This is a genomic window from Micromonospora inaquosa, assembly GCF_003857055.1.
In the GTDB taxonomy this organism is placed as follows: domain Bacteria; phylum Actinomycetota; class Actinomycetes; order Mycobacteriales; family Micromonosporaceae; genus Micromonospora; species Micromonospora inaquosa.
This window is the reverse complement of record NZ_QGSZ01000088.1, coordinates 1-8,439: the sequence shown is the minus strand read 5'-3', so window position 1 is coordinate 8,439 and position 8,439 is coordinate 1. Positions and strand designations below refer to the sequence as shown.

At 73.6% G+C, this 8,439-nt stretch carries 7 protein-coding genes and 1 pseudogene; 1 reads left to right on the top strand and 7 read right to left on the bottom strand.

What is annotated here, in order from left to right:
- The 4 genes and pseudogenes from DLJ59_RS01685 to DLJ59_RS01670 all read right to left on the bottom strand — a co-directional run.
- A pseudogene (locus tag DLJ59_RS01685) lies at positions 1-945 on the bottom strand (SCO7613 C-terminal domain-containing membrane protein); the annotation flags it as partial.
- 48 nt (positions 946-993) lie between these two features.
- Complete coding sequence (gene cutA, locus DLJ59_RS01680; RefSeq protein ID WP_030336735.1) at positions 994-1,314, bottom strand: divalent-cation tolerance protein CutA; 321 nt, start codon at positions 1,312-1,314, stop codon at positions 994-996.
- Between the two features lie 74 nt (positions 1,315-1,388).
- Positions 1,389-2,393 (bottom strand): 1-acyl-sn-glycerol-3-phosphate acyltransferase, encoded by a 1,005-nt coding sequence (locus tag DLJ59_RS01675; protein ID WP_124770757.1) that lies wholly within the window; start codon positions 2,391-2,393, stop codon positions 1,389-1,391.
- Entirely contained in the window at positions 2,393-3,226 is an 834-nt protein-coding gene (locus DLJ59_RS01670) for a patatin-like phospholipase family protein (protein WP_124770756.1), read from the bottom strand. Before DLJ59_RS01670 ends, DLJ59_RS01675 begins: the two co-directional genes overlap by 1 nt.
- A gap of 165 nt (positions 3,227-3,391) precedes the next feature.
- Between DLJ59_RS01670 and DLJ59_RS01665 the strand changes: the two genes are divergently transcribed.
- Positions 3,392-4,882 carry a serine/threonine-protein kinase gene (locus DLJ59_RS01665; protein ID WP_124770755.1) on the top strand — a complete coding sequence of 497 codons (1,491 nt, stop codon included), beginning with the start codon at positions 3,392-3,394 and terminating at the stop codon, positions 4,880-4,882.
- A 21-nt stretch (positions 4,883-4,903) separates the two neighbouring features.
- Here DLJ59_RS01665 and DLJ59_RS01660 read toward each other — a convergent pair whose 3' ends face one another.
- The 3 genes from DLJ59_RS01660 to DLJ59_RS01650 all read right to left on the bottom strand — a co-directional run.
- Positions 4,904-6,010, bottom strand: a complete 1,107-nt coding sequence (locus tag DLJ59_RS01660; protein WP_124770754.1) for a glycosyltransferase family 4 protein — start codon at positions 6,008-6,010, stop codon at positions 4,904-4,906.
- A gap of 97 nt (positions 6,011-6,107) precedes the next feature.
- Positions 6,108-6,779 (bottom strand): BON domain-containing protein, encoded by a 672-nt coding sequence (locus DLJ59_RS01655; protein WP_124770753.1) that lies wholly within the window; start codon positions 6,777-6,779, stop codon positions 6,108-6,110.
- A gap of 179 nt (positions 6,780-6,958) precedes the next feature.
- Positions 6,959-8,439: S1C family serine protease (locus DLJ59_RS01650; protein WP_124770752.1), on the bottom strand; the 1,481-nt coding region annotated here is incomplete at its 5' end.

Here is an 8,439-nt window from a genome sequence, read left to right as displayed (position 1 = left end):
CGGCACCGCCGCGCATCCCGCAGCACCCAGCAGCGCGGTGCCCTGGGCGACACCGGCCAGCACCCGGCCGACGAACTGCGCCACCCCTTCCCGGCCACGCAACGCGGCCAGCACGGCCAGGTTCAGCAACGCCACCCCGAGCAGGACCATCGCCCACCCGGCCGCACCCCACCCGGCCTCGGCGGCGAGCAACGGCAACGCCGGCTGGACGGCCAACAGGGCGGCGAACCAGGGCCCCGTCAACCCGCTCCACCGGCCGTACACCACGGCGACCGCCGCGCTGGCCCCCCCGACCAGCGCGGCGTACCGGCTGCCCGGCCAGCCGGCCACGCCAGCCAGGTCCACCGACCAGGCCGCGTAACCGTCCAGCACCACCAGCAGCAACCCCACCGCGGCGAACGTCTCCGCCGTACCGCGCAGCCCACGGCGGACAGCCAGCAGCGGTACACCCAGAGCGAGCGCGGTGAACGCCGCCAGGATCAACGCCCGGCCGGCAACCCCCACCGCCGCCCAGGCGACAGCGGTGAACACCACAGCCGCGGTGCCCAGCAGGAGTCCACCGAGGACGAAGAGCAGACCCTGGACCGTCCGCGTCGAGGTCTCCGCCGCACCCGGCCGCGAACCCGCCGCGACGCCGGAACCCGGGCCGATGAACGGCGGCGGCCCGACCAGAGACACCGGGCGCGCAACGACCGGGGCAGCCAACCCGGCACGGACGACCGCCGCCAGTTCGGCCCGCCGACGCGACACGGCCGTCAGGCGTCCGGCCAGCTCGGTGTACGCGCGGCGGGCCCGCTCCACCTCCGGCTCAAGCTCGGCGACCTGCCGGCTCAGCCGAACCACCTCGGCGGCGGTCGGATCGGGCGCCCGCCGGCAGCCGGAGCAACCGGCGCTCAGATCGGCCGGCGCACCACAGGCGGGGCAGGGGTAACGGGTGTCGTCCACCCGGTCATCATCGACAGCCCACCGGGGTACGACCCAGAGTGCGCGTACTCAGGAACGGGTGTGCTCGTACACCCAGGTGGCGTAGTCGGGGTTGCCGCTCTCCACCCTGGACACCAGGATCTCCGGCACCTCGTACGGGTGGCTGACCCGGATCTGGTCCAGCAACGCGGCGAGCCGATCCGGTGCGGTCTTGAACTGCACCGACCACTCGGTGCTCGTCTCCATTCCGGACCGCCACCAGTAGGTGCTGTCCACCTGACCACCCACCTGGGCGCAGGCGGCGAGCCTGCCGGCGACGGCCGCGGCCGCCAGCACGTCGGCGACCGAACGCGCGTCCACCACCGTCGTCACCACGCAGATCTCGTCCACGCCCGCACCCTACGCGGACATACGCCGCTGAGCCCGCCTTTCGGTCGCGACCGCCACGCTCCGCACCACCGCGCTCACCGGTTGGCGGCGATCCAGGAATCGATCTGCGCCCACCAGTCGAAGAGCCAGTCGATGCGCTGCTGCCGCCCGGTCGGCACGTCCTCCGGCGGCACCGACCAGAACCGCATCACGATCCGCTTGTCCATCGGTAGTTCCCGCCACACGTCGGCGACGGTGAGCATCCGGTCCAGCCCGGTGTGGGCGACGAAGATGACCCCGGCGTCCGGTGCGGCGTCCAGCGCGGCGAGCATCCCACCGGGTTGCGGGGCGAGCACGTGGCGCATCCGCTCGGCGCGCAGGGCCATCCGCTCCAGGCCGAGCGAGCGCAACCGGGCGATGGCGCGCAACCGCCGCCTGGGGGTGAAGTTGCCGCCCTCGGGGAAGATCACGAACGCGTCGTTGTCGTCCAGACCCTTGGCCAGGTGCCCGACCTGGCGCACCGTCTCCTCGCCGCGCTCCGGGGTCGGCGCGATGAACCGGTTGGGCAGCCGGTTGAGCAGCACGTCGACCGCCGGATCCCACTGGAGGCTGTCCTTCAGGACGATCCGCGGCTCCCGATTGAACCAGTTGACCAGCCCGTGGATCAGGATGAACGAGTCACCCGGCCCGGCGTGCCGACACAGCACCAGCTCCGGTCGGCCGGGCAGGGCGGTGTCCGGGTCGGTGCCCACCACGTCGATACGCAACCGCAGTGTCCAACGTGCCTGCCAGAACAGCACCCGCAGGAACCAGCCGGCCAGCACGTAGTGCGCGCGCTGGAAGGCCGGCGACCGGGTCCGCCAGCCGAAACCGGAGCCGACCCAGAGCACGAAGAGCGCGAGCAGCGCCGCAGCGTCCCAGACCAGGTAGAAACAGCCGATCCAGAGCAGTCGCAGCGGGCGCAACCGGCCCGGGACCAGCGGGGACGCGGCCGCGGCGAGCAGCGCCCAGACCGGCAACGTGGTGACCACGAGGAAGGCGAGCAGCACGACGGCGGGGGCGAACAGCAACCGACGCAGCCACCGGGGAGGCAGCGGCATCACCGCTCCCGGTGGGTGGCGAGGTAGCGCCGGGAGGCGGTGTACGCGCGACTGATCCGCCGTCCCACCGCCGCCATGTCCCGGTACGCCCACGGCGTGTCGTCGCGTGGGTTCAGCCCGCCGGTCGGTAGGACGTGCACCTCCACCCCCTCGGGCAGCGCCGCCATCTCCCGGAAGAAGCGGTGCCGGCGGGAGATCTCGAACGCGACCTGCGCGATCTCCCACGGCCGGCGGGGCGGGGTCAGCTCCCGTTCGATCCGACCCACCTGCAGGACGTAGATCCGGCGGGCGCCGACGGCCACCGCCTCGCCGATCGGGATGGAGTTGACGATCCCGCCGTCCACGTAGTGCGCGCCGTCGATCTGCATCGGCGGAAGCAGACCCGGCACCGACGCCGACGCCATGACCGCCGGCACCACCGGACCGCTGTCGAACCAGTGCTCGGCGGCCCGCTCGATGTGGGCGGCGCAGCAGCGGAACGGCACCCGCAGATCGGCGAAGGTGGTGTCCACCCCCAGCTCGCTTTCGAGCAGGCGACGCAGCGGCCGGGGCGAGTGCAGGTGGGTGCGGGCGGCGAAGCGGCGCAGCTGCCTGGCGACCGAGTCGCCGTACACCTCACTCGCCTCCGGCGAGGCCCACAGCCGCACCAGCCGGTCGGTCACCGCCTCCGACGGGTCGGCGGCGACCAGCGCACCGTTCACCGCGCCGATCGAGGTGCCGAGCACCATGTCGGGTTGGATGCCGGCGCGGAACAGCGCCCGCAACATGCCGACCTCGACGGCGCCGAGCACTCCCCCGCCGCCGAGCACGAACGCCACCGGTCCCCCCGCCATGCCTCTCATCCTGGCACGGGCCCGCCGCCGGCCGGTGGGGCGTGGTCGGCCGGCGGTCACCGCACGGCAGGCCCCGTCCGCCGACGGCAGGCGGCGACGGCGTTGACAGCCAGTGCACATTCGCGCAACCTGATACCGCTCCCACCCCTGAGGCAGGTGCGATCCGTGAAGGCAGCGCTGCATCCGGGCCGATTGCTGGCTCGCAGATACCGACTTCTGGACCAGATCGGCGCCGGCGGCATGTCGGTCATCTGGCGTGCCCGGGACGAGGTACTGGACCGGGTGGTCGCGCTCAAGGTGCTCGCCCCGTCACTCGCCGCCGACGCGCGATTTCGGGACATGGTGCGGGAGGAGGCACGGGCCGCCGCCCAGCTGGTGCACCCGCACCTGACCTCCGTGCACGACTACGGCGAGACGGTCGACCCGGACGGCTCGATCACCTCGTTCGTGGTGATGGAGCTGCTCAGCGGCGAGGAGTTGAAGCTGCGGCTCACCGAGGGGCCGTTGCCGTGGACCGAGGCGGTCCAGGTGGGCGCGCAGGTCGCGGACGCGCTGGCCGCCGCGCACCGGCTCGGCATCGTGCACCGGGACATCACCCCGGCCAACGTGATGATGACCGGAACGGGCGTCAAGGTGCTCGACTTCGGCATCGCCACCCGGATCGGCGCACCCGACGAGGACGAGGACGGCGAGACCTTCGGCACCCCGGCGTACGTCGCCCCGGAACGCCTCGACGGCGCGCCGGCCCAACCGTCCACCGACGTCTACTCGCTCGGCGTACTGCTGCACGAGGCGCTCACCGGCCGGGTCCCGTACCCGGCGGACACCTGGGAGCAGCTCAGCTCCGCGTTGGCCAGTGGCCCCCCGCCGACGCTGGCCGACCTGCCGGACCTGCCCCCGGCCGTGGCCCAGATCTGCCTGCGCAGCCTCGCCCGGAACCCGGCCGATCGGCCGACCGCCCGGCAGGTCGCCACCGCGCTCCGCGACCACTCGCTGCCGACGGAGCCCCCGACCGCGACCATCCTGGTGCCCACCGAGCCGTTGCCACCGCAGTCGCCCGGCGTGGCAACGGCCGGCGTCCCGACGCCCGCCCCGACGAGTCTGGACGGCGGGGCCTCCCCCGCCCCGGTCGAGCCGGCGACCGGGGCGGGCTGGTCCCGGCGGCGGCTGGTGTTGTTGCTGGTGCTGGCTGTCGGGGTGACACTGGCCGGGGTGGCCCTGCTGCCCGAACAGCAGCCGACCCGCCGGGCGCAGCCCTCCGCCGCTCCGGTGACGACCCCGTCGACCGACCCGCCGGCCCCCGAGTCGTCCGCGCCGATCACACCGACCCCGCCGACCGGGTCACCGTCGACGAAGCCGACGACCGGCGCGCCCACCTCGAACCCGGGCACCCTGATCGAGGCCGCCAACCGGGTCGACGGGTTGATCGGCGCCGGGGTGAGCGCCGGGGAGATCCGCGAGGACGTGGGCCTCGACCTGCGCAACGAGCTGCGCAACCTGACCGCTGCGGTCAGCTCCGGCCGCGAGAAGCTGGCACCACCGGTGGCCCGGCTGCGCGCGAAGGTCACCGTCCGTCTCGGTGAGGGAGGCATCAGTCCGGCGTACGCGTCTCGGCTCGACACCGCCATCGCCGAGCTGGGCGCGACCGGGGCCTGACCCGGGGCGGCACGGGTGGGGTCAGCGCACCGGCACCCGGGCCGGTTCCCGGGCGTCGTGCCGGCTCAGGGCGAAGCGCCGATAGACCTCCGCGTAGCCGCTCGCCATCCGCTCGACCGAGAAGTTCCGCGCGACGTGCGCCACGCAGTCCTCCGGGTCGAGTCGTTCCGCCGCGAGCAACGCCGCCGGTAGCTCCTCCGACCGCTCGACGACGAGCCCGGTCAGCCCCGGCCGGACCAACTCGGGCACCGCACCCCGGTTGAGCGCGACCACCGGTGTGCCGGTCGCCATCGCCTCCAGCATCACCATGCCGAACGGCTCGTCCCACTGGATCGGCATGATCAGGCAGCGGGCGTCGACCAGCATCCGCAGCGTTGCCTCGCGGTCCGCGTTGAGCACGACTGTCACGTCGTCGTCGATCATCGGCGCGACGACCTGCTCGTAGTACCGACGCTCGGCCGGCTCGTTGCACTTTCCCGCCAGCAGCAGGGGCAGTCCGGCGGCCCGGCACGCCCGGATGGCGGTGTCCGGGCCCTTGTCCGGGCTGAACCGGGCCAACCACAGCACCGGCCCCGCACCGGGCATCTGCTTGCGCGGAAAGCCGCGGATGTCCAGGGCGTTGTGCACAGTGCCCGCCCAGGGCAGGTTCGGGTTCAGTCGACGCTGGGCGTGCGAGATCGCCACCAGGGCGACGCCCGAGTCGATGTCGCTCAGCACGTCGCCGTACTCCCCCACGGGGTTCCCGTGCACGGTGGCGACCGTCGGCACGGCCCGACGGCCGGCGACCAGCGGGCCGATCGTGGTGTGGTCGTGGATCACGTCGAAGTCGGCGGCGCTGATCAGCCGATTCACCCGGGCCAGGTGCGCCAGCTCGGGCAGTGACTCACCGAGCCGCTCGTACTGGACCTCGGCGACGGTGGAGACGAAGCCGTGGGCCGCCGTGCCGTGGTCACCGCCGGCGCCGAAGAGGGTCACCGCGTGCCCCTGCCGGCAGAGCGCGTCCACCAGGGCGGCGACGACCTGCTCAAGGCCGCCGTAGCCGGGCGGCGGTACAGACAACCACGGCGGAACCACCATCGCGATGCGCAGCGGCCGCTCATCGGGACGGCCCCCAGGCGGGTGGTTCATGGCCACGAGTCCTCCCCGTTGCTCCCCGGTGCGGCGGCACCGCCGGTCGGCGGCGGTTTCCCAGTGGCGCCCCCGATAAACCGGACAGGGCGGGCGATCACCCGCCCACCAGGAGTTGGTCGTGGACCACCCGCACCCCAGGCGCGGACCACGCCACCCGCTCGACCTGGTCGCGTTCCCACCAGGAACGGACCACGCCGGCGAGGACAAGCGTGTCGCCGTCCACCTCGACGGTCACCCGCTCGCCGCCGAGCGTGCGCAGCAGCGCCCGCTGGACGTCCCGCCGCAGCCGCTCGGCGGCCGGTGGTGCCGCGGGTCGTACCTCGATCAGGTTGGTTATCCCCCGTACGCCGTCGAGTCGGCGCACCTCGCCCTCGGCGGCCCGCCGCTGCCACCCGAACTCGACCTCACCGCGCAGCATCAGCCAGCCGTTGGCCACTGTCACGTCCAGCCGTTCGGCGGGCACGAAGCTGTCCCACTCCAACGCCCGGGTGGCCGCGATGGCGACCTCGGCGTCGGTACGCCCCGGAGTGCCGGGCAGCCGCACCTCCATCTCGTCTGCCACCGCCCGTACGCCGCGAACCCGCTGTGCGCACCGGGTCGCAGCCCAGCCGCGAGCCGCACCGTCCACGAATCCGGTCAGGGTGACCACACCCTGGTCGACGGTCACCCCGATCTCGTTCGGTTGCAGCCGGGCGTCCCAGGCCAGCTCGGCCAGGACGTCGCGTTGGATCCGCTGGTCGTCGCGGACACCCACCAGCTCGGCCATGGCACCCCACCCCCGGTTTCCGGTCGTTGCTCACCGAAACTGCCGGGCAGACGGGTGACGGCGGTTCACCCGATCCGGGTGAACCGCCGTCCGGGCGAAAAGAAGCGGCGGGTGACGGAGCCGACCCCCTCGGCCCCGCCACCCGCCGCCGGAGGGAGGAAGCAGGTTCAGTTATGTGGTCAGGACGTCTCGGCGAGCGTCACGGTCGCGGACTTCTCGACACCGTTGCGCTTGAACTGCACCTCGACCCGGTCGCCGACCTTGCCGGCCTGCACCGCGCCGACCAGGTCGTCCGAGTCGTTGACCGGCTTGTCGCCGAACCGGGTGACGACGTCGCCGCGCTGGAGGCCGGCCTTCTCCGCCGGGCTGCCCGGGGTGACCGACGCGACGAGCGCGCCGCCGCCCTCGGCCTGGTTGACGCCGACCCCGAGCGACGGGTGGCTGACCTTCTCGCCACGCTGGAGCTTGCCCGCGACGTCCTTGGCCTTGTTGCTGGGGATGGCGAACCCGACACCGATGTTGCCGGTGCTCTGCCCGGAGGTCGCGATGGCGGTGTTCACGCCGATCACCTCGCCCCGGGTGTTGACCAGCGCGCCACCGGAGTTGCCGGGGTTGATCGGCGCGTCCGTCTGGAGCAGGCCGGAGATCGAGCTGACCGGCTGGCTCTGCTGGGTCGGGTCCTGCTGCTGGCCCTCGCCGGCCCGGATGGTGCGGTCCCGGGCGCTGAGGATGCCCGAGGTCACCGAACCCTGCAGGCCGAGCGGGCTGCCCAGGGCGAGCACCTGGTCGCCGACCTGCATGGCGTCGCTGTCGCCGAACTTGGCCGGCTTGAGGTCGCTCACCCCGTTGGCCTTCACCACGGCCAGGTCGGTCTTCGGGTCGGTGCCGATGATCTTCGCGTCGGCGGTCTTGCCGTCGGCGAAGACCACCCGCACCGCGTCGCCGGCGGCGGACGCGACCACGTGGTTGTTGGTCAGCACGTACCCGTCGGCGCTGAGCACCACCCCGGAGCCCTCACCGCTGTCGGTGGTGATCGACACGACGCTGTCCTGCACCGATGCGGCGATCTTCGGCAGGTCGGCACCGTTGATCACGGGAGCCGCGGAGTAGGTGCGGGTGATACCGCCGCCGTCGCCGTCGAGGGCGAGCGCGAGCGCCCCACCGGCCACGCCGGAACCGAGCATCAGGGCGAACACCGCGACGCCGGCACCCGCGAACTTGGCGATCCGACCCGGCCGGGGGCCGCTGCCGGGCGGCGCGACCTGCGGGCCCCACGGCGGGACCGGCTGGCCCGGGTGGTGCGGGTGCTGGGCGTGCTGTCCGGGGTGCTGCTGGTGCTGGGCGTACGCCATGCCCGGCTGGCCCCCGCCGGCCCAGCCGGACTGCTGACCCGGGTACCAGGGGGCACCGGGGTAGTGGCCGGCAGCCGGCTGCGGGTAGCCGGGCTGGCCGGGCGCCGGGTGGCCGGAGACCGGGTACGGCGGCGCGGACGCAGTGGCGGCAGGGCGCTCGTAGCCGGTCGACGGCTCGTACCCGGTCGGCTCAGCGGTGGCCGGCTGACCGGCGGGCGCGGAGGGGCCGGCGTACCCGGCCGGCGCGGCGGCCGGGGTGGCGGCGGTGGTCTCCGGGTCACCGCCGGTCGAGACGACCGGTACGGGGG

Excerpts from the sequence above, each read along its gene's own strand:
- DLJ59_RS01675 (WP_124770757.1), bottom strand. The coding sequence starts at position 2,393 with ATGCCGCTGCCTCCCCGGTGGCTGCGTCGGTTGCTGTTCGCCCCCGCC.
- DLJ59_RS01655 (WP_124770753.1), bottom strand. The coding sequence starts at position 6,779 with ATGGCCGAGCTGGTGGGTGTCCGCGACGACCAGCGGATCCAACGCGAC.
- DLJ59_RS01670 (WP_124770756.1), bottom strand. The coding sequence starts at position 3,226 with ATGGCGGGGGGACCGGTGGCGTTCGTGCTCGGCGGCGGGGGAGTGCTC.
- DLJ59_RS01660 (WP_124770754.1), bottom strand. The coding sequence starts at position 6,010 with ATGAACCACCCGCCTGGGGGCCGTCCCGATGAGCGGCCGCTGCGCATC.